This window comes from Chitinophaga pollutisoli (assembly GCF_038396755.1).
Lineage (GTDB): Bacteria > Bacteroidota > Bacteroidia > Chitinophagales > Chitinophagaceae > Chitinophaga > Chitinophaga pollutisoli.
This window is the reverse complement of sequence record NZ_CP149822.1, coordinates 1568844-1594187: the sequence shown is the minus strand read 5'-3', so window position 1 is coordinate 1594187 and position 25344 is coordinate 1568844. Positions and strand designations below refer to the sequence as shown.

At 56.2% G+C, this 25344-nt stretch carries 20 protein-coding genes; 15 read left to right on the top strand and 5 right to left on the bottom strand.

Annotation, left to right across the window (positions count from 1 at the left end; translation table 11 throughout):
- The first annotated feature begins 122 nt into the window (after window positions 1-122).
- Window positions 123-2255: a catalase gene (locus WJU16_RS06510; protein ID WP_341837519.1), complete on the top strand. Its 2133-nt coding sequence runs from the start codon at window positions 123-125 to the stop codon at window positions 2253-2255.
- Window position 2256: 1 nt separating this feature from the next.
- Here WJU16_RS06510 and WJU16_RS06505 read toward each other — a convergent pair whose 3' ends face one another.
- Window positions 2257-3129, bottom strand: a complete 873-nt coding sequence (locus WJU16_RS06505) for an AraC family transcriptional regulator (protein WP_341837518.1) — start codon at window positions 3127-3129, stop codon at window positions 2257-2259.
- 120 nt (window positions 3130-3249) lie between these two features.
- Between WJU16_RS06505 and WJU16_RS06500 the strand changes: the two genes are divergently transcribed.
- The 10 genes from WJU16_RS06500 to WJU16_RS06455 all read left to right on the top strand — a co-directional run bounded on the left by WJU16_RS06500 (window position 3250) and on the right by WJU16_RS06455 (window position 17106).
- A complete protein-coding gene (locus WJU16_RS06500; RefSeq protein WP_341837517.1) occupies window positions 3250-4653 on the top strand; it encodes a sugar porter family MFS transporter in 1404 nt (467 codons plus the stop codon).
- A 63-nt stretch (window positions 4654-4716) separates the two neighbouring features.
- Complete coding sequence (locus tag WJU16_RS06495) at window positions 4717-5904, top strand: hypothetical protein (RefSeq protein WP_341837516.1); 1188 nt, start codon at window positions 4717-4719, stop codon at window positions 5902-5904.
- A complete protein-coding gene (locus WJU16_RS06490; RefSeq protein WP_341837515.1) occupies window positions 5874-6134 on the top strand; it encodes a hypothetical protein in 261 nt (86 codons plus the stop codon). The genes WJU16_RS06495 and WJU16_RS06490 overlap by 31 nt, the downstream gene beginning before the upstream one ends.
- A 166-nt stretch (window positions 6135-6300) precedes the next feature.
- Window positions 6301-7089, top strand: a complete 789-nt coding sequence (locus WJU16_RS06485) for an SDR family oxidoreductase (RefSeq protein ID WP_341837514.1) — start codon at window positions 6301-6303, stop codon at window positions 7087-7089.
- An 18-nt stretch (window positions 7090-7107) separates the two neighbouring features.
- Window positions 7108-8331: a mandelate racemase/muconate lactonizing enzyme family protein gene (locus WJU16_RS06480; protein WP_341837513.1), complete on the top strand. Its 1224-nt coding sequence runs from the start codon at window positions 7108-7110 to the stop codon at window positions 8329-8331.
- Between the two features lie 9 nt (window positions 8332-8340).
- Window positions 8341-9615: an aspartate aminotransferase family protein gene (locus WJU16_RS06475; RefSeq protein ID WP_341837512.1), complete on the top strand. Its 1275-nt coding sequence runs from the start codon at window positions 8341-8343 to the stop codon at window positions 9613-9615.
- A gap of 3 nt (window positions 9616-9618) precedes the next feature.
- Window positions 9619-11124, top strand: coding sequence for a M81 family metallopeptidase (locus tag WJU16_RS06470; protein ID WP_341837511.1), 1506 nt, complete (start codon window positions 9619-9621; stop codon window positions 11122-11124).
- 253 nt (window positions 11125-11377) lie between these two features.
- Entirely contained in the window at window positions 11378-14494 is a 3117-nt protein-coding gene (locus WJU16_RS06465) for a TonB-dependent receptor (RefSeq protein ID WP_341837510.1), read from the top strand.
- A gap of 27 nt (window positions 14495-14521) precedes the next feature.
- The gene (locus WJU16_RS06460) at window positions 14522-15955 is read left to right on the top strand and encodes a RagB/SusD family nutrient uptake outer membrane protein (protein ID WP_341837509.1); all 1434 of its coding nucleotides are present in this window, start codon (window positions 14522-14524) and stop codon (window positions 15953-15955) included.
- Between the two features lie 23 nt (window positions 15956-15978).
- Window positions 15979-17106 carry a hypothetical protein gene (locus WJU16_RS06455; RefSeq protein ID WP_341837508.1) on the top strand — a complete coding sequence of 376 codons (1128 nt, stop codon included), beginning with the start codon at window positions 15979-15981 and terminating at the stop codon, window positions 17104-17106.
- Window positions 17107-17198: 92 nt separating this feature from the next.
- On the opposite strand, the gene WJU16_RS06450 is transcribed toward WJU16_RS06455, so the two are convergent.
- Window positions 17199-18245, bottom strand: a complete 1047-nt coding sequence (locus WJU16_RS06450) for an agmatine deiminase family protein (RefSeq protein WP_341837507.1) — start codon at window positions 18243-18245, stop codon at window positions 17199-17201.
- A complete protein-coding gene (locus tag WJU16_RS06445; protein ID WP_341837506.1) occupies window positions 18242-19120 on the bottom strand; it encodes a carbon-nitrogen hydrolase in 879 nt (292 codons plus the stop codon). The genes WJU16_RS06450 and WJU16_RS06445 overlap by 4 nt, the downstream gene beginning before the upstream one ends.
- Before the next feature lie 108 nt (window positions 19121-19228).
- Between WJU16_RS06445 and WJU16_RS06440 the strand changes: the two genes are divergently transcribed.
- From WJU16_RS06440 to WJU16_RS06425, 4 genes are all read left to right on the top strand, one after another.
- Complete coding sequence (locus tag WJU16_RS06440) at window positions 19229-20737, top strand: histidine kinase (RefSeq protein WP_341837505.1); 1509 nt, start codon at window positions 19229-19231, stop codon at window positions 20735-20737.
- Window positions 20738-20741: 4 nt separating this feature from the next.
- Entirely contained in the window at window positions 20742-21947 is a 1206-nt protein-coding gene (locus WJU16_RS06435) for a DUF4407 domain-containing protein (protein ID WP_341837504.1), read from the top strand.
- Between the two features lie 17 nt (window positions 21948-21964).
- Window positions 21965-22672 carry a LytTR family DNA-binding domain-containing protein gene (locus WJU16_RS06430; RefSeq protein WP_341837503.1) on the top strand — a complete coding sequence of 236 codons (708 nt, stop codon included), beginning with the start codon at window positions 21965-21967 and terminating at the stop codon, window positions 22670-22672.
- A 169-nt stretch (window positions 22673-22841) separates the two neighbouring features.
- The gene (locus tag WJU16_RS06425) at window positions 22842-23318 is read left to right on the top strand and encodes a DUF4920 domain-containing protein (protein ID WP_341837502.1); all 477 of its coding nucleotides are present in this window, start codon (window positions 22842-22844) and stop codon (window positions 23316-23318) included.
- A 68-nt stretch (window positions 23319-23386) separates the two neighbouring features.
- On the opposite strand, the gene WJU16_RS06420 is transcribed toward WJU16_RS06425, so the two are convergent.
- Both WJU16_RS06420 and WJU16_RS06415 read right to left on the bottom strand, forming a co-directional pair.
- On the bottom strand, window positions 23387-24079 hold the full coding sequence (locus WJU16_RS06420; protein WP_341837501.1) for an alpha/beta fold hydrolase: 693 nt from the start codon (window positions 24077-24079) through the stop codon (window positions 23387-23389).
- Window positions 24080-24951: 872 nt separating this feature from the next.
- Window positions 24952-25335: a VOC family protein gene (locus WJU16_RS06415; protein ID WP_341837500.1), complete on the bottom strand. Its 384-nt coding sequence runs from the start codon at window positions 25333-25335 to the stop codon at window positions 24952-24954.
- Window positions 25336-25344 lie beyond the last annotated feature (9 nt).

The following is a 25344-nucleotide window of genomic DNA, read 5'->3' as shown; positions in this document are numbered from 1 at the left end:
CCCGTTAACACCTTCGCCCGCACCCGTGGCGCTCCTGCATGGCTGTTCTCCTTCTGGCACCGCTATTGTGGCTGCATTTGCCAGTAGTTTGATAATGCTCACATCTTTTAAATCACATCTCCATGAAAACTCCCAAACCCGGCGACAACGCCAAGAACGAACAATTGTCCGGCCATACAACAGAGGGCGAGGACAAGTTCCTCAATACGAACCAGGGCACCCGTGTGAACGATGATCAGAATACCCTGAAGGCGGGCGATCGCGGCCCTTCCTTGTTGGAAGACTTCATTATGCGCGAGAAGATCACGCATTTCGACCACGAGCGCATTCCCGAGCGCGTTGTGCATGCCCGCGGATCCGCCGCGCACGGGGTCTTCAAAGTGTATGACAATCGCTTGTCCGCCTATACCCGGGCCGCCTTCCTAACCGATCCTGCGGCGGAGACGCCTGTATTCGTGCGATTCTCCACCGTAGCGGGCTCCCGCGGTTCCACCGACCTGGCGCGCGATGTCCGCGGTTTTGCCGTAAAGTTCTACACGCAGGAGGGCAATTTCGATCTGGTGGGCAACAATATGCCGGTGTTCTTCATCCAGGACGCCATCAAGTTCCCTGATCTCGTGCATGCCGTGAAACCCGAGCCCCACAACGAAATGCCGCAGGCGGCCAGCGCACATGATACATTCTGGGATTTCATCTCGCTCATGCCCGAATCCGCGCACATGATCATGTGGCTCATGAGCGACCGTGCGATCCCGCGCAGTTACCGCATGATGGAGGGTTTTGGCGTGCATACGTTCCGGCTGGTGAATGAAGAAGGGAAATCCACTTTCGTGAAATTCCATTGGAAACCATTACTGGGCGTACATAGCGTTGCCTGGGACGAAGCACAGAAAATTTCCGGAAAAGATCCAGACTTTCACCGCCGCGATCTCTGGGAAGCCATCGAAAACGGTTTTTATCCTGAATACGAGCTGGGCGTTCAGCTGGTGGCGGAAGAGGACGAGCACAAGTTTCCCTTCGACTTGCTCGATCCCACCAAAATCATCCCCGAAGAAATGGTGCCCGTGCAGCGCGTCGGGAAGCTGACGCTGAACCGGAATCCCGACAACTTCTTCGCGGAAACGGAGCAGGTAGCGTTTCATGTGGGGCATGTGGTGCCGGGAATTGATTTAACCAACGACCCCCTGCTCCAGGGCCGCCTTTTTTCCTACACCGATACGCAGCTCATCCGGCTGGGAGGCCCCAACTTCCACGAAATTCCCATCAACAGGCCGCTTCCGGAAGTAACGAACAACCAGCGCGACGGCTTCATGCGCCAGCAGATCAACCGCGGACGCACCAGCTATCATCCCAATTCCCTCGGCGGGGGATGCCCCTTCCAGGCGAAATGGGCGGAAGGCGGGTTCCGCTCCCACAACGAGAAAATCGACGCGCATAAAGTGCGTGCCCGCAGCAAAAGCTTTTTCGATCATTTCAGCCAGGCTACCTTGTTTTACAACAGCCAGTCGCCCGCGGAGAAAGTACACCTCGCCAACGCACTCGCATTCGAACTGGGTAAAGTGGAAACAGTGGCGGTCAGGGAAAGGATGGTGGGCATCCTCACGCAGATCGATGTTGGGTTGGCAACAACCGTAGCCGACGCGCTGGGGCTCGGTGTTCCCGAAGCGCCGGAACAACCCGTTAACCACAGCATTCCCGCCGACGGCGACCCGCAGGATTTCCAGCCTGTGACGGTGAAACTGGACCTCGCGGCCAGTGCGGCACTGAGCATGGCCAATACCCTGAAAAATTCCGTGAAAAGCCGTAAGGTAGCGATCCTCACGGCGGATGGCGTGCACACCGCCAGCGTGGAAGCCATGCAGGCCGCCCTGGAGGCGGAAGGCGCAGTCGGGGAAGTGGTGGCGCCGCGGCTTGGGTTCGTGGAAGGGAACGATGGGAAAGATATTCCCGTAAAGAACAGCTATCTCACCGCGGCTTCCGTATTGTACGACGCGGTTTATCTGCCGGGAGGTACCGGCGCGCTGGTGCTCAACGGCGATGCGGTGCATTTCCTCAATGAAGCCTTCCGCCATTGCAAGCCCATCGCTTACGATACGACGGCGGTGGATGTTATTGGCGCGACGTATTTCGGAACGGGCGATCACCCCGGTTGCTATTCCGGCGACGAATTGCGCCTCCTGGCGGGAGCATTCATCGAAGGGATGAAACAACACCGTTTCTGGGAAAGGGAAACGCCCGGACCAATACCGGCTTAGACTAGATTTCTTTCAGGTATTTTCTCGCATACGCTTTGGCCGTCATTCCGGTGATCAGCCTGAATTGACGGTTGAAGTGCGAGAGATTGTTATAGCCGGATTCGAAGGAGATTTCCGATACCGTCATATCGCTTTTGACGAGCAGCTTGCAGGCGTTGAGGATCCTGATCTCGTTCAATACCTGGAAACAGGTTTTGTTGGTGCGGGATTTGAAATACCGGCAGAAGGATGCCTTGCTCAGGTTCACGAGCGCCGCCGTTTCTTCGATGGTGACGTCGCGGTTGAAATTCTTCATGAGGAAATTCATCACCTTGTTGATGCGTTCCGTATCCGTATCGTTGACGGTGTTGGCGTAGCCGGGACTGGAAAGTAGTTCGTAATCCTTCGTATTGGCGATGCTGTCGAGTGTTTGCAGGAACAGGTTCAGCCGCTCGATGCCGGAGGCGCGGTAAGTGCTTTTGATCAGTTCCGCAATGCCGGCATGGTCGCCGCCCTGGATGCGCACACCCTGCTGGCCGCGCTGGAACAACTTTTTGATATGGGTGAATTCCACCAGGTCGAAGAACCCCTGGCCAAGGGAGTCTTCCTTGAAATGAATCACGTACACATCCACCTTCAGATTTTCGTTCCGCTGATAGAAGTCTTTATCGTTCCGCCACACATGCGGGAGATTGGGACCGATGAACATCAGGTCGCCGTCGGAGAAATTGCCGATGTGGTTGCCCATGAAACGGATGCCATAACTCTTTTCCACGAAGATGATTTCGTACTCCGGATGGTAATGCCAGGGATAATCCATATAGTCGGTGATTTCCCGCTTTATGGCCAGGGAGGAAGTGCCGTTCAGGAAGATCTTTTCAAGCGCTGGTTGCATCACTTTCACATTTATATTGCTGGTGAATCTACAAATAAAGGCAGATACATGCAAATATAGTGTCGTAAGCAGAAAATATTGTTGTTGCAATGGATGCGGGGTTTGGATAGTTTTGTTTGCATGAGCGATAAAGGACTAAACAAACTATACATCTATAAAATTGCCCTGGTGGCATCCATCGGCGGCTTCCTCTTCGGGTATGACCTGGTGATTATTTCCGGCGCCCTCCCATTCCTGGAAGCTGATTTTGGTCTTTCTCCCGCTATGAAGGGGTTTGCCGTGAGCAGCGCTATACTCGGCGCCATATCGGGCCCCTTGGTAGGGTTGTGGTGCGCGGACCGGCTCGGCCGGCGCAAAACCATGATGCTGGCGTCTTTCTTTTTCATGATTTCCGCAATTGGCAGCGGGCTGGCGCTCGGCATCTGGGATTTCGCGCTCTGGCGCTTCCTGGGTGGCGTAGGCATTGGCCTGGCGATGATGTCGTCTCCCATTTATATCGCTGAATTAGCGCCCCCGCATTTGCGCGGGGTGCTGGTGAACGTCAACCAGCTTTCCAATGTCATCGGTATCAACCTGGCTGTTATTGCCGGTTACCTCTTTTCGTTCGACGGATGGGGCTGGCGCTGGATGATGTTTTCGGAAGGATTGCCGGTGGTATTCCTCGTGATGGGCCTGCTCGTGATCCCGGAAAGCCCTCGCTGGCTGGTAGCGCAGCGCCGCGGTGGCGAAGCGCTCAAAATCCTGGAAAGGATCAACGGCCGCAGGCGTGCGGAAGAGGAACTGGCGGAAATCAATGCCGGTTTGCAGCAGGAAGCAGGCGGCAGCTTCCGGGAAGCGTGGCAACCGGGTATCCGGACCGCCCTCATCATCGGTACCATTCTCATGATCTTTTCGCAGGTGAACGGCGTGAACATGATGTTGCTGTACGCTCCCACGATAATGGCCGAAGCGGGCGTGAGCATGGGTTCCAGCGCGATCCTCAGTTCGATTCCCGTTTACTTCGTCATCCTGGTGTGTACGTTGCTGGCGTTTCCGCTGATCCGGAAATTCAGCCGCAGGGGTCTCCTCATCGCTTCCGTTTCCCTGATGGCGCTGGGGCACCTGGTGATGGCGCTCAATCTCTATCAGGGCTGGCCTCCCATGTTCACGCTCATCCCTATGTTTATCGGCACCGGCGCGTTTACCCTGGGATTTGCGCCCCTCAGCTGGATCATCGCTTCCGAAATATTCCCCACCCGCATCCGCAGCAAAGCGCTGGCGGTGGTATGTTTTTTCCTGTACCTGTCTTCCTTCGTTATCGCCCAGTTCTTCCCCATGCTGACGGATTTCTTTACCCGCAGCTTCGGCGACGCGGCCGGCGTGTATGTACTCTTTGCCGCGGTGTGCCTGTCCTGCGTATGGTTTTCCTGGAAAAAAGTCCCCGAAACCAAAGGCCTCAGCCTCGAAGAGATCGGCCGGTTCTGGCAAGGGAAAGGCGCAACGGAATCGTCGCGGAAAAACGGTGTGCCGGAAAGCGTATCCTGATGTCTATTGCTTTTTACATTTGATTTGGATATACTTGAGAGATCAAATGATAAAGCAGTGTTTATGATGCAAAGTGAAGAACTGTTGATGGGATGGGCCGTGGAAGATATAACGCCCCCCGGTCCGGCCGTGCTTTTCGGGCAGTACTACGACCGCCTCTCCGGATACGTGGAAAGCCCGCTCACCGCTACCGCCTGCGCGCTGGAAAGCGCCGGCGGACAGGAGCAGGCCATCCTGCTCTCCATTGATCTCATCTGGTGCCCCGCGGCCCTGATCGCCGCGCTGCGGCAAATACTGCATTCCCGGATTCCGGGTTTCAACAGCCAATATCTCCTCGTCCACGCCACCCATACCCATTCCGCCCCGGAGCCGGACGTACACTCGGCATACGGCCAGCATCTCCTTGAAAAACTCGCCGCAGCCGCTGTTTCCGCGTGGCAACAACGCCAGCCCGCATCCGTGGGCCGCGCGCTGGCATATGCCGTGGCGGGCCATAACAGGAGAGTACGTTATGCAGATGGTACCGCGGAAATGTACGGCGCTACCGACCGCCCCGATTTTACCGGCCTCGAAGGCCCGTCCGACAGCGCAGTGGACCTCCTCTTCTGTTGGAACGATGCGGGCGCGCTTACCGGCATCATCATGAACGTACCCTGCCCAGCGCAGGTGACCGAAGCGAAATATTATGTATCCGCCGATTTCTGGAGCGTGGTAAAAAAACGTTTGCAGGATCACTTCGGGCAAGATGTGCAGCTGCTCGCGCAATGCGGTGCCGCGGGCGATATTTCTCCCCGTAACCTGCTCCGCCCTTACACGCCCGATGAACCCAATATGTGGGATCTGCCCGGGATGGTGGAAGTCGGCGAACGACTCGCCCGCGCCGCGATTGCCGCGTATGCGGATGCGGAAAAGAACCGGCAGAACCAACCTGTTTTCAAACACCGTTCGGTAACGTTGCAAATACCCTACAGGACCGTTTCCCCCAGGAATATGAAACCGCGAAAGCCCTGGTGGCGGACATCCGTTCCCGCGAGCCCCTCGATCCCGCATCCCCCGGCACCGCTTTCAACCGCTTCCTCGCTGATATCAAATCCAACGAAACCACCCGGCAATACGGCCCCTGGGATAATAAAGCGAGCGATTACGGCATACTCCGCAAACAGGAAATCATTCTCGAACAATATACCCGCCACCGCGAAGTCCCGTTTTACCCGGCCCCCGTGCACATACTGCGCATCGGCGACGCGGTAATGGCCACCAATCCCTTTGAACTATTCGTCGATTACGGCGCGCGCATCAAATGCCGGAGCAAGGCCCCGCAAACTTTTGTGGTGCAATTGTGCGATGATTATGGTGATTACCTGCCCACGGAAACCGCCATAGCGGGCGGCGGATATAGCGCCGTGGCAACGCCCGTGGGGCCCGATGGCGGAGACGTGCTCGCCAACGAAACCATCCGGCTCATCAACGAAATATTGTAGCGGGAACATCGAAATCATTTTGCGGCGCAGCACTGTTAACGGTGCTGCGCTTTTTCTTTCCGGCCGGAAACGGATAATTACGAATATAGTGTCGTGATATGAAACTATAGTGGCTGATTAAATACGTGTACCGCGATACTTTTGTTTGCATAGGACAGTAACGCTTATGCAACAACCAATGAATGATGTAAATGGTATCGGTAAGAACAGGAAATGCCTGGTAACCGGCGGTGCGGGTGGGCTCGGTACTGCGATTTGTACAACGTTTTGCCTGGCGGGTTATCGCGTGTTCATGCACGATCTGCCAACATCTGCTGGCGCCGAAGTAGCCGCGCAGATCAATGCGGCGGCGGGGGAGGATCGGGTTACTTTCCTCCCGGGCGACCTGGCGGATCTCAACGGTTTGCGCAATACGGCGGCGAAATTGCTGGCGGAGGAAGGAGGAATGGATGTGCTGGTCAACAACGGCGGCATCGATACGCTGGGCGAGCTGGAAGGCGTGTCGTTACAGGAGTTCCTGGATACGCAGACCGTTAATTCCGGCGCTGCTTTCGTATTGTCACAGGCGCTCAGCCCTGCCATGAAACAACGCGGTGGCGGGCAGATCGTGAACATCATGAGCATCATACTCAGCGGGGGATGGAACGGGCGTGTGCCTTACGCCATGTCGAAAGGCTCGTTGCTGGGCCTTACCCGCGCTCTCGCACGCGAGCTGGGGCCTTTCAATATCCGCGTGAACGCCGTGAGCCCCGGCGCTATTCCCACCAATATAGAACGTAAATTCTGGACAGACAGCCGGGAAGAGCTGGACCGGTTCATCCTCGACAAGCAATCGTTGAAATTCCGCGCTACGGCGCAGGATGTGGCTGACGCGGTATTCTTCCTCGTGTCTGACCAAAGCCGCTTTATTACCGGGCATGAATTGCACGTGAATGGCGGATGGTATATGGGTTGACATTTAATTTTTGCAATAATGAAAATTACGAAGATAGAAACGGTGCACGTTTCGCATTTGCTCATGCTGCGGGTGCATACCGACGCGGGCATCATCGGCAACGGGGAAACTTTCTACGCCCCCACGGCGGTAGCCGCGCTGCTGCACGACTGGATGTCGGAAAAATTGCTGGGCGCCAACCCGCTCGATATCGAAAAGCACTGGCGCTTCTTTTACCAGCGGTTTATGAATTTCGGCGGCCGCGGTGCGGAAATGCGCGCCATCTCCGCCCTGGACCTCGCGCTCTGGGATATCCTCGCACAGTCCTGCAACCAGCCGGTATGGCGGCTCCTGGGCGGATGTACGCAAAGTATCCTGCCTACCTACAACAGCGCAGGCGGTACAGGTTATGGTGTTCCGGTTACGGACCCCAACGACCGCAGTCCCCGCCCGTTGTTCTGGCCCGGCCATGGCAGCGCGGGATTCGATGGCCCGCTGGAAGACAACTGGGCCAGCATCAACCGTCCCGCCGAGTATGCCGAAGAACTACTTAAAGAAGGCTACAAGGCCATTAAAATGTGGGCCCTCGACCCCCTGGCCCATCGCCCCGGCGGTACGCTGCACCTGGGCTGGAAGGAGTTGAAAGCCGCCCTGGCGCCACTGTTTAAAGTCAGGGAAAGGGTAGGGTATGATATCGAGATCATGCTCGACGGTCATGGGTTCTTCCAATGGCCCGCAGCCATGCGCATCGCGGAAGTGATGCGCGATATCCGCCCGCTTTGGATGGAAGACGTGCTGCGCACTGATAACATGGACGCGCTTAAAAAATTCCGGGACGAAGCTGGCGTGCCCATCGCCGTAAGCGAAATGCTGACAGTACGCGACGATTACCGGCAAATACTGGAGAAGGGCGGCGCCGATTACATCATGATCGATCCCACCTGGGTGGGCGGCATCTCCGAAACCCGCCGCATCACCGAAATGGCGATACCGTATAATATTCCCGTTACCATGCACGATTGCACGGGGCCGCTCACGTTGCTCGCCGGCGTGCAGGTAGGTATCGCCAACCACAACGTCGTGTTCCAGGAAAGCGTGCGCGCGCACCTGCGCGTGGCATACAAGCAACTGATCGATACCGACGTTGTGGTGGAGCAGGGCGGGATAGCGGCGCCCACTCGTCCAGGGATCGGCGCGGCATGGCAGCCTGAACTGTTCAACGAAAACGCGCCTTCCTACAGGGCTACTGTGTGGAAATCATAACCAACCATCATGAAACATTTACATTCGGATCAATTGTACAAAGCAGCCTGCGAGGTGATTCCCTGCGGCGTTTCCAGCTCGATGCGGAAGAACGTGCAGCCGCTGCAGTTTTTTGAGCGGGCGGACGGGCCGTACTTCTACGACGTGGACGGCAACCGGTTCCTGGATTACACCCTGGCCTGGGGGCCGCTGATCGCGGGGAGCAACCATCCCGTCATCAATAACGCTGTAACGGAGCAATTGCAGAAAAGTTATACCCTCGGCGCGCAGCATCCTCTGGAAGTGACGTTGGCTAAACGTTTGGTGGAAGTGCTACCGGGCGTGGAGCAGGTCGCATTCAGCAACACGGGCAGCGAGGCGGTGCAATCCGCGATCCGCATCGCGCGGGCATACACAGGCAAAACGAAGATTGTAAAATTCGAAGGGCATTACCATGGCTGGCTGAACAACGTGCTGGTGAGCTACAAGCCCCAGGCCACGCAATTGGGATCGCCCGCTCCGGGATGCGGCGGGCAGCCGGTTTCCGAATACGGCGAAACCCTCGTACTGCCCTGGAATAACTTATCCGCACTAAAATCGTTACTGGCTGAAAGAGGCCACGAAATCGCCTGCGTGCTGACTGAGCCGATACTGGCTAATTCCGGTTGCTGCATGCCGCTGGAGGGATTTTTGGAAGGTGTGATCGACAGCTGCCGCGAACATGGCGTAGTATCTGTTTTCGATGAAGTGATCACCGGTTTCAGGGTGGCATTGGGTGGCGCACGTGCGTATTTCGGGCTGCAGCCGGATATGTCTGTTTACGCCAAAGCCATCGCCGGCGGGTTTACCATGGCCGCGGTGGGTGGCCGCAGGGAGATCTTCGACGTGCTGCGGGAGGGCAAGACCATTCATGCCGGCACCTATAACGGCGCTTCCATCAATCTCGCGGCAGCGCTGGCAACGATCAGCCTGCTGTCTGCCGGCGATTGTTATGATAAGTTGCATAATTACGGTTTCGCGCTGCGCAGCTGTTTGCAACAGGCCGCTGATAAAGCGGGCGTGACCATGGTAACTTCCGGCACCGGCAGTGTATTCAGTACTCACTTCGGACTACGGCAAACGCCGTTGAATTATGAAGAAACGCTGCAGGCAGATACTGCGATGCTCGCCCGGTTCCGGTCGCTGATGCTGGTAGAAGGGGTGCTCCTCCTGCCCGACGGGCGCTGGTATATCGGCATCACCCACGGCGCTGAGGAACTGGCGGCTACGCGGCGGGCCATCGAAAGAACTTTTGCAAAATTATAACCGATGCGTAAGAAGACTCCAACGGTATTTGTATCCGGCCTTTTCCATGAAACACATACGTTCCTGGCCGAACGCACTGGCCTCGGTTCCTTCCGCGAACTGGCGCTCCATCACGGCCCTGAAATCCTGGCGTGCAACGAAGGCAACGGCACACCGATGGACGGTTTCCTCGCTTTTGCCCGCGAAGCAGGGTGGGAGGTGACCCCCGGCATACAGATGGCCGCCATGCCTTCGGGAATGGCAGAAGACGCCGTGTACGACTACTTCCGGGAACATTTCTTCGCGGCGCTGGATGTGCATTGGCAGCAGGTAGACGCGGTGTACCTGGTGTTGCACGGCGCCATGGTTTGCGAAAACACGGCGGATGTGGAAGGACGTTTGCTGGAAGAGCTGCAGTTCTTTTTCTCCCTCCGCGGAAAGCAAGTGCCCGTAGTGGCGGTGCTCGATCTGCACGCCAACGTTTCCCAAAAAATGATCGATAACAGTACCTGCCTCTACGGTTACCGCGAGAACCCGCATACCGATGCGCGCGAAGCCGCCGTTACAGCCGCCGCTTTTTTGCAGGAGATTTTGGAACAACCCGGTGTGCGACAAGTATTTCATGCTACTCCATACATCGCACCGCCCGCCGGGCAAGGCACCGCCGCGGACCCCATGCGCGCACTGCTGCGCAGGGCCGCCGCTGTCGAAGCAGCAAACCCACAGCTCCTCTGTATCAACGTTTGGGCGGGATTCGCCTACGCCGACATTCCCGACTGCGGCTTCAGTTTTTCCTGCTGCACACGCGGCCCCGCGGCGGAAGCCGCAGCATGGCTCGCAGCGCTGGAACAGGAACTGAAAGCGCACCTGCAACCGGCTTACCCTTACGAGCACACGCTGGAGAGCGTGCTGGCGATCCCCGGCCTCATGGCGCCGGTTCTCCTCATCGAAGCTTCCGACAACATCGGCGGCGGCACGCCCGGCGATGGTACCGGCATCCTCGCCCCGCTCCTCGCCACCGGCGAAACAGGGATCGTTGCGATCCTGAACGATCCGAAAGCGGTGCAGGATTGCATTCACCTGGGCATCGGCGCAACCGGCACATTCACTATCGGCGGAAAAACGGACAGGTTCCACGGCGATCCGGTGACATTCACCGCCACCGTCAGCAACCTCACCGACGGCTGTTTTGAACTGGAAAATAAAAATTCCCACCTCGCATCCATTACCGGAGCATTCGTGAACATGGGCCCCTGCGCCGTTATCCGGAACACGCAGGCCACGGTGCTGCTCACCACGTACAAAACACCGCCCATGGATCTTGGCCAGCTCCGCTCGCAGGGCATCGTGCCCGAAACGGCGCAATTCATCATCGTAAAAGCCGCCGTATCGCACAAACAGGCATACGATCCCATAGCGGGCGCTGCTTTCTACATCGACAGTCCCGGCCTTTGCACCAGCAACCTGCGCCGCCTGCCTTACCGGCACATCGGGCATAAAAGGATCGGTCCGGATGCGGCGGAAACCTGAACTGCTTTTATCGCGCGTTTGCATGGAAATCAGATAAAGTAATTGCCTAATGCAAATATGATGTCATACTTTGAAAACCATGTGTCCAATTACGTAAGGAATACTGGTTATTTTTGGGAAGACATGAGGGGTGATTTATTTCAACCAAAACGATAATTAATCTATTCATCCACGTAAGCTGTTTGTCTGCGAACAGCATGGAAATTTTTTGACTTATTAGAAGTATACCACTATGAATGTATCCGCAGTATTTATGATCGCAATGTTCCTGGGTACAGCCGGCGCTACCGCCGCACCGGTCCCGGGAACCGCAACGGGTGAAGGCATACGCCATTCCGTAGCCCGCGCTCCGGTTACCGGAAGGGTAACGGATGCTTCCGGGCAGCCCCTGGAAGGCGTATCCGTTTTTGTAAAAGGTACGCAACGGGGTACCGTCACCGACGCGGATGGCCGCTTCCGGCTGGAAGCTGGTAAAGGGGAAATACTTGTCTTCCGCATCGTCGGTTTCAAGGAACAGAGCGTAGTGGTGGGCGATGGCAACATGCCCGTTGTAGCCCTGGAATCCAGCCTTTCCGACCTCGACGAAGTAGTGGTGGTGGGATACGGCACTTCCTCCAAGCGCCGCCTCACTACCGCCATCTCCAAAGTATCCGGCGCCGACCTCGGCAAACAACCCGTAACCAATCCGGGTGACGCCCTCGCGGGCCTTGCCGCCGGCGTGCAGGTGCAATCCGCCAGCGGCAGCATGCCCGGCGAAGCGCCCACCATCCGCATCCGGGGCATCGGCTCCATGGGCGCGTCCAACGATCCGCTGTATGTGGTAGACGGTTACCCGCTGCCCAACGCAGCGCAATTCCAGCGCATCAACGTGGCCGATATCGAGTCCATCGAATTGCTGAAAGACGCGGCTTCCGCGGCAATTTACGGCTCCCGCGCCGCCAACGGGGTGGTGATCGTGACCACCAAACGCGGCAAGTCAGGGAAGACGATGTTTAACGTCAACGCATACACCGGCGTTCAAACCGTTTACCGTACCATGGACATGATGAACAAATCCGAATACCTGCAATACGCCAAAGATGCTGCCAAAGCTCAGAACGGCCGCTACCCCGATGTGTTCGACACGCCGGACCAGCTGGCGGATACCGACTGGCAGGATGTGATCTTCCGTTCGGCTCCCATGTCAGACATCCAGTTGAGCGCCCGCGGCGGCAGCGATAAAGTACGTTTCTCCATTTCCGGCAACTATACCAACCAGAAGGGCGTGATGATCGGAACGGATTACAAGATGGGAACGGTAAACGCCAATATCGATGCGGACCTGAGCAGTAAACTGAAGATGGGTGCGAGCTTTGCGCCGTCATTCACCACCCGCAACGTGAAGCCCGGTCCGGGCAATCCGGGTCCTGCCACATACATGCCGGTATACGCAGCGATGCTCATGCCGCCGGTGGTGTCTCCACGTTTACCCAATGGCGATTATGGACAGAACAACGTATTGCCCTTCACCCAATACGGCTTCAGCGAGCCGGGCATCCACAACCCGCTGGCCGTGCTGGAACTGTATGAAAACGAGCAAAAGTACTCCGGCCTGCTCAGCAATGCCTACCTGCAGTGGGAGCCCCTCAAAGGCCTCATCATCAAATCACAGGGCGGCGTAACAACCGGCGCTACAACTTATACAGAATACACGCCTTCCACTCTCGCTTATAGCAGCGCGCCCTTCGCGAACCTTTCAAATCCTTTGCTGACGGGAATCGCCAGCCAGGTAACAAGCAACAGGACCGTAGGCTGGCTCTGGGAAAATACCCTCAACTACAGCCGCAGCCTGAAAGGCGGGCACAACCTCGGCGGTATGCTGCTGTATTCCATGCAGCGCTTCAACGGCACCAGCACGGCAGCACGCGGCAAGGCCGGCACCTTCATCAACGACCAGGTGCATAACCCCGCCGCATCCACCGAACTGCTTGGAACGCTGGGATATGAATTGAACAGCTTCCTGTCTTACGCCGCACGCGTGAACTACGATTACAAAAACAAATATCTCCTTTCCGCCTCCATCCGTACAGACGCATCTTCACGCTTCGGGCCTGATAACCGTTGGGGCGTCTTCCAATCGTATTCCGCCGCATGGCGCGTTTCGGAGGAAGCCTTCATGCAAAACCAGCAGCTGTTCGATGAACTGAAGATCAGGGCCAGCTATGGCGAAACCGGCAACGCCAACATCGGCGACTTCACCTGGATGAGCGGCATCGGTTATTCCAATTACAGCCTCGGCGACCAGCGCGTGTCCGGCGTATTCCAGAACGGATATATGAACCGCGAACTTACCTGGGAAAAGAACAAACAGTTCGGCGTCGGCCTGGAAGCGGCTTTCCTGAAAGAAAGGATCTACCTGACGGTGGACTTCTACAACAAGGAAACCGACGGCATGCTGTTCTCCAAAGACCTTCCCGGCGTGCTCGGCTATGCCACATCGTTCCAGACCAACATCGGCAAGCTGCGCAACAGGGGCTACGAAATCGAGCTGAACACCCGAAACATGGTGGGCAAGTTCAAATGGAGCACCAACTTCAATATCTCCTACAACCGTTCCGAAGTGATGGATCTCGGTGGCAGGAAATCCCTCAACCCCTACGACGGTATCGGCGGATGGCCGAACGTTTACCGCGTGGAAGTGGGCAAGCCCCTGGGCAGCTTCTATGGCTTCGTGATCGACGGTGTGTTTAAGAATGCGGATGAGCTGGCGAAGAGCGCCAAATGGGCCGGCTCCGGCGTGGGCGATTACAAAATCCGCGACGTGAACGGCGACGGACAGATCAACGAATCCGACCGCACTTATCTCGGCAACGGTTTCCCGGATTACGTGTACGGTATCACCAACAATTTCTCGTACAAAAACTTCGACCTGAGCTTCCTCTTCCAGGGCACCCTCGGCAACGGCATCATCAATGGCGCCGCACGCCACTCCCAACTCTGGATCGGTAAATTCAACGCCGTAAAGGAAATGGCAAACAATTATTACAGGCCCGAAGAACCCGACAGGGATGTGAAGTATGCGCGTGTAGGGCCCCGTGCGGGCTTCAGCACCGCGGGGCAACTCAGCTCTTACGCCGTATTCAGCGGCTCCTTCCTGCGCCTGCGAAACGTAACGCTGGGGTACAACCTGCCGGAGACGATCACCAGGAGGCTCACCCTGCAGTCGGCACGCCTTTACCTCACGGCGCAGAACCTCTTCACCCTTACCAAGTATCCCGGATTCAACCCCGAGCCCAGCCAGTACGGCACGTCCGTTTACCAGCCAGGGGCCGACCAGGGCAGCTATCCGCTGGCAAAAAGCGTAATGGTAGGTATCAACATCGGGTTTTAATTGATCAAGCACAAAAATCTAGCGCAGATGAAATCGCATACATATAAACTGGTGGGAATGGCCGCAATGGTTCTCGGCCTCGCGCAGGGATGCACGAGCTTCGTAGACCTGAAATCCCCCACGGTCGTGAACCGCGACGATTACTTCAACCGCGAGTCGGATATTACAGCCGCCGTTAACGGCATGTACAACAGCCTTCGCGGGTATTATAACAACTACTTCGTGGTGGCGGAAGTGCCATCCGACAATACGGAAGCCAACAATGGGAACCTCGCCTACGCGGAGGTAGACCAGCAAACCTGGCTCAATAACAATTCTTATTTCCAGTCGCTCTGGCTCAATTCTTACAATACCATCGGCCGTGCCAATATCATCCTCGACAAGATCGATGCCATTGCCATGAACGATAACCTGAAAAAGCAATACAAAGGCGAAGCCCTCTTCGTGCGCTCGCTCATGTACCTGCAGCTGGCGCAGTTCTTTGGCGATGTGCCGCTGATCCTGAAGGAAGTGAAAACGGAAGCCGAGGCGTACAGCTACCTCCGCGAACCCATCGCCAAGGTGTACGCGCAGGTCGAAACAGACCTCCTGGCCGCCATCGAAGCGCTTCCCCCGGTGTATACGGGCGCCAATGTAGGCCGCGCTCCCAAAGCCGCTGCGCAAGCCTTGCTGGGGAAAATGTACCTCGTGTCCAAACAATTCCCTAAAGCCGTGCCGGTGCTGAAAGCCGCGAAAGAAGACGCGAATTTCGGCCTGCTTGACGATTATGCGCAGGTGTTCAGCGTCGACAACCGCAATAACAAGGAGATACTCTTTGCCGTGCAATATATCGCCAACGGCAACGGGGAAGGCAGCAGTTTCTGCATCCGCTTCGCGCCCTTTGGTTCCGGTACCGACATCACTACCGGCGCCTTCCCGGCAGGATCGAACCAGGGCACGGAAGACCTGAATGATGCCTTCGAGGCCGATGATGCCCGCAAACCCGTGGCCATCGCCCGGTATGCTACCACCAACGCGCTGTATACCCGCAAATTCCTCGACAGGCCCATCGCCAATAACGAAGGCAAGAACCTCTGGCCGGTAATCCGTTATGCGGATGTATTGCTCATGTACGCCGAAGCCCTCAACGAAACCGGCGCTACCGGCGAAGCCATCAAACCCCTCAACGAAGTACGCTTCCGCGCGGATCTGGATGATGTCCCGGATGTAGGTCAAACCGCCCTGCGCGACACCATACAGCACGAGCGCCGCGTAGAACTTTGCTTCGAAGGCCACCGCTACCTCGACCTGCTGCGTACCGGCAAAATGCTGGAAGTGATGCGTGCATACAAGGAGAAATACAAAGGAGTGGGGTATCTTGTAGAAAACTACGACATCAGGGACCGCAACGTCCTGTTCCCCATCCCGTTCAGGGAAAGAAGCCTGAACCCGGAACTGTCGCAGAACCTGGGATACGATTGATTATTTAACAGCAAGCAACAGATATGAGGTTTATAGCATTGTGTATTTGCCTGATATGGTCCGCCGCCGCCATGGCGGATCCCATCACGCCGAATGATTTTAGGAAGGGAACCGACAGCGACCGCATCGAAGCTGCCATCCGTGAAGCCATCCGGACAGGCGTCAACTCCATCGAAATCCCGCGCTGGAACCAGCAGCGGAAAAGCGCCGAATGGCTCATCGACCGCGCTATACTCGTGCCGTCAGACTTTACGCTGGTGCTCAACGATTGCCTCGTGCGCCTTTCGCCCGGCACCGCGGACAACATCATCACCAACGCCGGCGCCCGCACCCAACCGCTTTCATCCAACAAAAACATACGCATCACCGGCAAAGGAAACGCCGTGCTGAGCGGCGGACTGGAAGCACACTTCAACCCGCCAGGCGATAAGAGCGGCTACCGCACCATCGGCATCCTGTTGTACGATACGCAACATTTCACCATCGAAGGTTTTACGATGGAAGAAACGCAGGCCTGGGCTATTTCCATGGAACATGGTTGTGCCTACGGCAAGGTGGCCAACATCAACTTCGCCAACACCAACAAATTTCCGAACCAGGACGGTGTTGACGTCCGCAAGGGCTGTCACGACATCATCATCGAAAACATCACCGGCATCACCGGCGATGATGTGATCGCCCTCACCGGCCTCGCCACGCCCAACGATACCGCCAAAACCAGCATGCAGGTGGGCGGCAGGCTCCCCCGTGAGAACGACGACATCTACAACATCACCATCCGTAACATACAGGCCAAATGCGTCGGCGGCCACGCCCTCGTACGCCTGCTCAACCAGGATGGTATCAAAATGTACAACATTTTCGTTTCGGGGATTTTCGATACTTCGACGGACAAGGAAATCAGGCCCGGAGCGGGTATCCGGATCGGGGAGGAGCATTACTGGTCGTCCCGCATGAATGTGCTGGGCGAAACCTGCAATATCCAGGTGGAGAATGTGCGGACCAGGGCCAAAGCGGCCGTTAAGATCGTGGGAACGTTGAAGAATGCCACTTTCAGGGATATTACGGGCCTAGGCGGCAATTCCCAGTTGGTGGAATTTGGCCGGCAACCCGTGGAAGGCATCCGGATCATTGATGCCCAGCAGTTGTAAAAAAGATTGTTGTTTACGAAAACGTGTATGAAAAAGGCCGTTCTCTTTCGCAGGGAACGGCCTTTTCTTATTCCGGTAAAAATTAAATCGCGTTAAACCGCAGGTTCCTGCTGGCTCAGGCAATGGAAACTGCCGAGGCCCCAGATAATGTCGGTAGAATCCACGCCCACTACTTCGCGGTCGCGGAAACAGTCGGCGATGATGCGCAGCGCCTGTTCGTCTTTGTCGCATTGGAATGTGGGAACGATGACGTACTTGTTGCTGATGCAGAAGTTGGCGTAGGATGCCGGCAGGCGCTGGTCGTCGAAGATGACGGCGCCGGGCATGGGCAGCTCCACAATGTTGAGCTGCTTGCCGTTGAGCAGGCGCATGGCTTTGAGCTGGCGCAGGTTCTGCTGCAGGATTTCGTAGTTCTCGTCTGTCTTGTCGGTTTCGATGACGGTCAGCACGGTATCCTCGTTCACGAAACGGATGGTATCGTCGATATGACCGTCGGTGTCGTCGCCCACGATGCCTTCATCCACCCACAACACCTGTTCTGCTCCGTAAAACTCGTAGAGGTATTTTTCCACCTGTTCCTGGTTAAGGTGGGCGTTGCGGTTTTCGTTGAGGAGACAGCAGCTGCTGGTAAGGATGGTGCCTTTCCCGTTGAATTCCACGGAACCGCCTTCCATGATGATGCCCGGCTCAAAGAGCGGCAGGCCGAAATGTCTGGCGATTTTGGTGGGGATGATATCGTCGAGGTCGAAGGGGGGATATTTTCCGCCCCAGGCGTTATAGTTCCAGTCTACCACCGCCTTCTTTTGCGCGGCGTTGGGATTGATGAGAAACGCCGGGCCGTGGTCGCGGCACCAGGCGTCGTTGGTGGGGTGGAGGAAGAACTCCACCTGCGCCATATTCACGCCGGCAGCCTGGAGGTGCCCGGTGGCGAAGGCTTTCATTGCTTCGTCGGCCACGTTGATGCGTACCAGCTCGCTATCGGCCAGGTATTTGACAAAACGGCTGTAATGGGGATAGATGGTCTGGATCTTCCCGGGCCAGCTGGCTTCCTTGTGGGGCCAGCTCAACCATGTGGCGGTATGCGGATGGAACTCGGCCGGGAAGTAATAGCCCAGTTCCCGGGGTGTTGGCTGTATCATTGTTCGTCGTCGATATATCGTTTGGTGATCGGTTGGTAGGAGTCTATTCTGCGGTCGCGGAGGAAAGGCCAGTGGGTGCGGTAGCGGTCGGTTTTGGAAAGGTCCAGTTCCAGCACGACGTTTTCCTCGTCGGTGTGCGAGCTTTGGTGGAGCACGGTGCCGAAGGGATTGGCCACGAAGGAGCCGCCCCAGAATTTCATGAGCCCGTCCTGCTCAAAGCCGGTGCGGTTCACGCTTACGACGTGCACGCCGTTGGCCACGGCATGGCTGCGCTGCATGGTTTGCCAGGCGTTGTATTGTTCCACGTTGGTGGCTTCGTCCTGGCTCGTGGCCCAGCCGATGGCGGTGGGGTAGAACAGGATCTGGGCGCCCATGAGGGAGGTGATGCGCGCGGCTTCGGGGTACCATTGGTCCCAGCAGATCAGCACGCCAATGGTGGCGAATTTGGTTTTGAAGACTTTATAGCCCAGGTCGCCCGGCGTGAAGTAGAACTTCTCGTAATATGCGGGATCGTCGGGGATATGCATTTTGCGGTATTTGCCGAGGTATTTGCCGTCGGCATCGATCACGGCGGTGGTGTTGTGGTACAGTCCTTCCGTTCTTTTCTCGAACAAGGAGGCGATGATCACCACGCCCAGTTCCTTGGCCACGGCACCGAGGGATTCGGTGGAAGGGCCGGGGATGGGCTCCGCCAGTTTAAAGTTCTCGTAATCTTCCACATCGCAGAAATACAGCGAAGTGAATAATTCCTGGAGGCAGATGATCTGCGCCCCTTTGGCCGCGGTTTCCCGGACCTTTTCGATGGCTTTGGCGAGATTTTCCGCCTTACTGGCGGAACAGCTCATCTGTACGTAACCGACTTTTACTTTAGACATGGGCGCAAAGTTATGAAAAAGGAATGTTCGTCCCATATTCCCGTAATTTCATCCCATTTCGGCAAAGGGGAGCCGCGGCTTTGTTAATATTGCATCAAAGAATCCCGCATGAAGAAATTCCAGAAGGTGGAAATATGGGTAGCAACCGGTTTTTACCTGTTGACATGGATGATGCTCCTGTTCCCTGTCCTTTCCTATGACGTCCGCACTTATTCCTGGCAGGCGCACCAGTTCGAAAGGGAAGGACTTTACTACGATCATTTCCTCCATACCGTATGGCCCGGACTGCTATTCGCCACCGCTGCATTTGGTGGGTTTCTCATGCTGAACATCCGTGTGATGCCCGAGTTCATCGAGCACAGGCGCAACTGGCGGGGTGTGGTGCTGGCACTGGCAACGGCTGTATGCGCCTGGGCGATGATGATGGTCGCCGAAAGCTGGTGGTACGGCTTTCTGACCACATTCCCAACTGTATCCGCATTTCACCTCTGGTGCGCCGGCCGCGCGGCGATCATCCTGTTTGTGGCGCTGGTGGGATTTGCGGCGTATTACGGGCTGAAGGTGCTCCTGCTCACCGGCGCCCAGGAAGGATGGATGGGCCGCATCAGGGGCGTGAAAGTACCTGCCGATATGATCGTGATGGTTATTGTCTGGCTGTCGCTGACATTCTTTTTCATCCTCGACCGCCGGCCTGCCCGCACCAATTTCCTCTTCTGGGTTGGCGGCTGCTACGTGATCGCGTATTATTTCCTCAGCCGCCGCTTCTTCCAGCCCCTCCTCCGCAAGGAGCGCAGCTGGCAACAGCTGTTCCCCAACGCGATCGTGGTGGTGCTCGTCACTTTCGTGGCCGCCAGCGTGTTGTTCGATGCTACCACCAACATCCGCGGGATGGTCGGGTATTATTTCATGATTTTGGGCGCCGAACTGCTGTTGGTGGTACCCCTGGCCTGGGGCATCACGCGGCTGACCCTGAAACAAAAAAATGAGGTGTTGAGCCTGGAAAAAGCGTTGGGTCGCTCTTCCGCCAATCTGGACTTTCTCCGCTCCCAGATCAACCCTCATTTTCTCTTCAACGCCCTTAACACGCTATACGGCACCGCCCTTCAGGAACGCGCCGCCCGCACCAGCGAAGGCATCCAGAAGCTGGGGGATATGATGCGGTTCATGCTCCACGAGAACACGGAAGAAAAAATCCACCTCAGCAAGGAAGTCGCCTATCTCCAGAATTACATCTCCCTCCAGCGCCTCCGCACCCAGGAATCCCCCGATATCAAGATCGAAGTCAACATCCAGGAATCTGATTGCGAGCACAGCATCGCGCCCATGCTCCTGATCCCCTTCGTCGAGAATGCTTTCAAACACGGCATCAGCCTCCGGAACCGGTCGTGGATCGTGGTGTCGATGTCCTGCGATGCGCAACATATCTACTTCGATGCCTACAACAGCATCCACCCGCGGCCCGAAAATGACCCGGAAAGGAATAGCCTCGGCATCGGGCTGAATAACGTCCGCCGCCGCCTGCAATTGCTGTACCCCGGCCGCCACGAGCTTTCCATCCGCCAAACCGCCACCGAATTCTTTGTCCATCTTACCATTACTTCCGATAAATTATTGTAGCAGCATGACCGGAACCACGCAACAACCAGCCGAAAACACACCCGTTAAAAACTACGAGCCCGACGGATGGAGCCGTTTCCTCTGGTGGCTCGCCGCCGCCGACCCGGAAGTGCTCGCCGAATGCAAAGCCGACAGGGAAAGATACCGCATCATCGGCCTGGCAGTGCTCGTTACCGCCCTTTTCGCGACCCTGTCCTGGGGGTATTTCTTTTCTACCGTCGTGAAAGACGATCTTCTCATCGGCGGACTGGCGCTCTTTTTCGGGTTCGCCGTGCTCTGCATCGACAGGAGCCTCATCGCCGCCATGCAGCGCAACGGCAAGCCGCAGGTACTGCCCGTGGCCTTCCGCCTCATTCTTGCCATTACCATCGGGTTGTTTATTTCGCAACCGGTAGTGCTGATGCTGTTCCAGAAAGATGTGCAGGCGCAAATGGTGATAGACCGGCAAAAGAAGATGGAGACATACCGGCAACATCAAACCGCTTATAACGCCGAACGGACCAACCGGTTGCGCAACCAGCTGGCGGGATATGATAAAAACCTGGCCGGCCGCGAAAAGCAGGTACAGGATTATAAAGACGCCTATATCCGCGAAACCGACGGTACCGGCGGCTCTGGCCGCATCGGCGAGTACGCCGTGGCGAAAGTGAAGCGGAACGAATACCTGAAAGCCGAAGAAGCATTGCGGCAACTCCGTTCCGAAACCGCCGTCCTCCGCGAGGGGCCCCTGCAGGAACTCGCGGTGATCCAGGCGGAAGACAGCATCCGCGAAGCCGCCTACCGTGCTACGCTGACCGACGGCTTCCTGGCGCAGATCGAGGCGCTGAACACGCTCACGGAAGAGCGTCCGCCCCTGCAACAACGCTACCGGCTCATCGTGTTCATCATCACCCTCATCGAAATCATGCCCCTCCTCACCAAACTCATGATGCCCAAAGGCGAATACGACGCGCGCCTGGCGGCGATGACGGCGGCGAGCGTCAGCCAGTCGGAGCTTACGGCCAAAGAGCAACGCTTGCTGCAGGCGCATTTCCATGAAGGCGCGGGCGCGGCGGATAAAGAAGTAATGGACCATATTTTCGGATTGACGGCCAGCGCCCGCCGGCGCGAGTCGGAAAAACTGGTGGAGGAATGGGAACAGGCCGATGGGCGCAGCTTCCGCAAACTCTGGGATTCCGCGCGCAGGTTGCTGTTACTCCATAAGGCCTGAAATTGTAAATTGTACTTATGAAAATGACCGCCATCGCGATCGACGACGAACCCGTAGCACTGTCCGTGATTGCCGCGCATGCGGAGAAGGTGCCTTTCATTGAATTGAAGCGCACCTTCACCAATGCGTTCGAAGCCATGGACTACCTGCGGCGCGAAAAGATTGATTTACTCTTCCTCGATATCAAAATGCCGGATATCTCGGGGCTCGATTTCCTGTCGGGCCTCCACGAGCCGCCCATGACCATCTTCACCACCGCGTATTCCGAACATGCGGTGCAGAGCTTTGAACTGGATGCGATCGATTATCTCCTGAAACCCTTTTCCCTGGCACGTTTCCTGAAAGCATGCAATAAGGCGCACAGCCTCATGGTGCTGAAGCAGGACCGTCCGCAGGCCGCCGCCGCGCAGGCCCAGGATTATATTTTCATCAAAAGCGGATACGAGCAATGGAAGATTGCCTTCCAGGATATCCTGTTCGTGGAAAGCGCCGGAAATTATGTACAGTTCGTACTGGGCGACCGTAAGCTGCTGAGCCGCCTCTCCATGCAGGAAGCGCTCGATCTGCTGCCCACGGGCCAGTTTACCCGCGTTCACCGCTCGTATATCGTGGCCAATGCGCGCGTCGACCGTATCGACCGGAACAATGTGTATGTGGGCGATGCGGAAATACCGATCGGGGCGGCGTTTGCCGAAGCGATAGGGAAAATCAGCGGGGATGGTTGAAAAAGTACGGGCGCGCCGTAGCTACGCCCGTTTCAGATGGTGTATCCGGTGGTAAAATCCACACTGCAAAGATATATTATAACATCTCATAAATTATGAAAAAATGGGCTGATGATTTGGCCGGTTTACGGCGTATATTTGGGCAAGACGTTAAAAATCATCTGACCTTATGAGAAAAATATTCTTCTTGTTTGCTGCGGCCCTGCTGGCTGGCGGCGGAGCGCAGGCCCAGGATAAGGTCGCTTCCGCGGCTCCCGGCGTTACATACGGCAAAAGCATTGACGCTCAGGGCGCTGTAGCGTTGTCGGACCTCGAAAAGCAGATCGGCGAATCCACTTCCTACAATGGTAAAATTGAAGGGAAAGTGGTGGAAGTATGCAAAAAGAAAGGCTGTTTCATGAAACTGGAGCGCAGCAACGGTGAGGCGGTAATGGTGAAATTCACCGATTACGGTTTTTTTATGCCGCAGAATATCGTGGGTAAAACCGTGGTGGTGGAAGGCACGGCGAATGTGACGGAAACCTCGGTGGAAAGGCTGCGCCATTACGCGGAAGACGCCGGTAAGAGCAAAGAAGAAATCGAAAAGATCAAAACGCCCAAAAAGGACATCGTAATCGTGGCTGATGGAGTAGTGGTAGTTAAATAATTTCCGCTCGCGCGGACACGCAAGGCGCTCCCGGCCGGGAGCGCCTTTTTTATGCCGCTGCGCCCCGTTTACAGGGTCATGAACGAACGGATCTCCCAGATCAGCACGGCCTTGTTCACCTTCTCGATGGGGTGTTTGGTCTCGGGGAGCACCACCATGGAGCCGTTAGGCAGGTTGCGGAAGATGCCCAGGGTTTCTTCGATGCTCACCATGTGGTCGCGGTCGCCCACCATGAGGCGGACGGGCGCTTCCACCGCGGCAACGGTTTCCGGGGTGAGGAGGGGGCGCTCGCCGAGGGCTTCCATGAGACCTACCGTGGCGGGTAGCAGCGGTTCCCAGGCGGCCGCGCCGTGGAATTCGGCCAACTGGCTCACGAATGCGGGGGCTTTGTCGCGGAGGAAGTCGGCGTTGAGCTGCCGGGCTTCTTTGGCGGCCACGTCGGGCGTCCAGTCGAATTTGGTGCCCAGGGTGAGGATGCGGGCAATGGTATCGGGCGCCTGGATGGCGGCCTGCATGGCGACGTACCCGCCCATACTGTAGCCGAAAACGGCGGCAGGGGCGAGGTGGTGCTGCCGGATGTAATCGATCAGCTGCGCCGTGAAACCTTCGATGCGGAGCGGAGTTTCAGGTAAAGGCGTGCCCCCGTGGCCGTGGAGGTTGAACCGGTGAACGTCGTACTGATCCTCCAGAACCGAAGCGATGCTGTCGAAGTGCTGAATGGCGCCCAATGCGCCGTGAAGCAGGATGAGGGCAGGTTTCATGCGGAAGCGGGGTTTTAGAAAAAAGTGGTTGCGAATCAGCGAATTTAACTATATTTATGTAAATCTAAATCTGTCGTCCGCAACGCATTGATTATCGTCGCTTCACATAAACCTATTTTCCATTTAAAACGCATTGTCCTCGGAAAACCCTACAGGAGCAGAAGGAATGTGAGTTATCATGGATAATAGCCGCAGCGTCAGCGCTGCGGTTTTTTTATCGCCCGCCGTCGCACCGCATCTTCCCCTTTTTATCTTTCCCTTAACGCCAGCAGCCGGACTGCGCCTCCTGCCGGGATATACCGTGCCCTTACCGTAACCTTTGCACAGGGTTCAGGAAGGGATATCTTACCCATATCCCATATATATACCACCCATATCTTACCCATATCCTACCCCCATATAGGGGTAGCTCATAGGTAGCTCAGGGGTGGCTTACAGGTGGCTTAATGTATCGTTAAGCCCGTTGTGTCTTATACTGTCTTATACTGAAAAAACCTTACAGGGTATGATTAATAAATACGGGATTTACTTTACAGTCCCGGAGATCGATACAGCTATAGCTTTACAGAAGGATCCTCTTGCTACAGGATTTACTTTACAGCTCAAAATAGGGGTCACGTCCTAAAATAGGTTTACACCACAAAACTGTAAACCATTATCAGGACAAGACCGATACCGATGGGTATCAGGCCTATTCAATCAGTACAGGCTTAGTAGGGATACCGTACTGTAACCGTACTAACAGGTAAGCCGCTTATGCGGGTAACGCGCATGAAAATTTCCCCGAGGTACTGCCGTTTGCGGCAAGCCTGGGGGAATATTTTTATCGGGAGGAAGGCGGGGCCTTCCATTCGATGGCGGAAAATGACGGATTACGCGCTGATCTGCTGACCGAATTGCAGCAGGTATCCGTTGTTGTCGTAAATACCGAATTCGCGCATGCCGTAATCGAAATTCTGCACGGGGAAGCATACTTCCGCACGGTCTTTCACCTTTTCCCACAATTCATCGATGCCATCCATGTGAATGTAAATGGCGCCGGTAAATACGGGCTCTTCAAAAGGCGTGGAGCTGCCGAACGGGAACTTCGCCTGCGGGTGCACCAGTTGCATGGTCACCTTGTCTTTTTGAATAGAAGCGAATTTCCATGTCTCATCCAGCGTCTTGCAGGTGAAATCCAATACGGAAACGTAAAAATCTACCGTCTCCTGGAGCGACGGTGTAGCCAGTGTAGGAATGGGTGCCAGCAGTTCCATAAGTTTCAG